Source organism: Roseisalinus antarcticus (assembly GCF_900172355.1).
GTDB classification, from domain to species: domain Bacteria; phylum Pseudomonadota; class Alphaproteobacteria; order Rhodobacterales; family Rhodobacteraceae; genus Oceanicola; species Oceanicola antarcticus_A.
Map to the genome: position 1 here is coordinate 1 of NZ_FWFZ01000114.1, position 1,615 is coordinate 1,615.

A 1,615-nucleotide genomic window follows, 5' to 3' on the forward strand; every position below is an offset into this window, starting at 1 on the left:
CATAAACGTTATGGAACTCAGGGAAGGCGGCCTCGCCCCCGTTGAGCGCGTTTGGCGTCAACGGCGCGCCAACAAAAATCCATTGCCGCCAATCGGTTGGCGAGTTGACGGCCCCTGCGTCGTTATACGTTGGGCCGTTGATGTTCTGAGCAATAGCTGCTCCGGCAATAAGTGTTAAGGTCATTGCAATCGAAATTCTCTTCATAACGAGCCATCCTGTTTTATTATCGATATTCTGAACCCCCATCATATCAGCTTTGACCTCGCCGATCAGTTATGGTTTTAGTAACTATCGGGAATGGCAAAATACCGTATTCCTTGCTGGTCAAAGCTACTCACGGAGACAATGAAAATGGACATCCGCCGCATCAGATATTTCGTCGCGTTTTGCGAGACGCTCAATTTTTCGGAAGCGGCTCGTCAGCTTGGCTTGTCTCAACCGGCATTATCCAAGGCCATCAGAAAACTCGAAGATGAAATAGGCGGCCCTTTGATCCGCCGCGAAGGGCTCAAGACGCACCTGACGCATCTGGGTCGGTTGATGCATGAACAGCTTCAAAAAGTTGATGCAATAACGTTACAGGCCGAACTGGCTGCAAAAAGGCTCGTCAATGGGGACATGCCACAGATTCAGATAGCGGTCATGTGTACCATCGGACCAAGTCGATTTTGCGCATTCCTTCAGCAGTGGCGCAAGAAACATCCCGAGGTGGAGATTGTCCTGCGCAATGCGGATCGTGACAAGATTGGGGATATGCTGCTGAGCGGCTACGTCGATTGCGCGCTTGTTGGAGCCCCATTATCGAACGAGCCCAGATTCAAATACACTGAACTTTTTAAGGAAGACATGGTGGTTGCTTTTTCGCCAGAGCACCGCTTTTCAAGGCTCAACACCGTGGACCTCGAACAGATCATGCAGGAACCTTATCTGGACCGGCTGAATTGCGAATTTCGGGACACTTTTATGACCGAGAGCGCACAGGTGGGCCACGAAATCCAATTTGCGGCACGCAGCGAGCGTGAAGACTGGATTCAGACACTGGCTCGTGGCGGCTTGGGTGTCACCATCTTGCCCATCGGATCGGTGATTGTCGAAGGCCTGGAAACCCGTCCGATTGGAGCAGCAGCACTACGACGTACCGTTTCTCTTGCCGCTCCGTTTGGTCGAGAGGACACCGTGCATTTGCGCTCCCTGCTCTCAGCGCTGCGCAGGTTTGACTGGAAATCTAAAGCTTAGTTGGACGGGTTCGTCCTAGCAGAAGCGTAGTAATTTCCAAATTGACGCCTGATTTTCGCAAGCTTTGGGTCGATATAGGTCTTTCAAAATGGCCTTTTTTTGTTCGTTTGGTAGTAATCGTGAAATTGTTCTAGGGACGGTTTGAAGTGGTCGAAGGGCAGTACCATTGTGACGATTTTGTCTGCAAAGCCGCTTTGCAATTCCTCCAACACTATGCATGTCTTAGCTGCGGCTTCATGTGAAAACACATACCTGAATCGGTGACTTCGCAGTCGACATTTGTTGATTTACCTATTGAGGTAAAGCACTTAGCCTTCATCTGAGATTAACCCTGCAGGTGAGCTCAGATGACCGACTTTATTGTCAAGAAACTGCCCT

1 protein-coding gene and 1 pseudogene are annotated in these 1,615 nt (G+C 50.2%); one reads left to right on the plus strand and one right to left on the minus strand.

Translation table 11 applies throughout. The features are described 5' to 3' along the window. Positions 1 to 205, minus strand: a pseudogene (locus ROA7023_RS24275) (cytochrome P460 family protein); the annotation flags it as partial. Between the two features lie 147 nt (positions 206 to 352). On the opposite strand from ROA7023_RS24275, the gene ROA7023_RS23460 reads away from it, so the two are divergent. After that, the gene (locus ROA7023_RS23460) at positions 353 to 1,237 is read left to right on the plus strand and encodes a LysR family transcriptional regulator (protein WP_159458655.1); all 885 of its coding nucleotides are present in this window, start codon (positions 353 to 355) and stop codon (positions 1,235 to 1,237) included. Positions 1,238 to 1,615 lie beyond the last annotated feature (378 nt).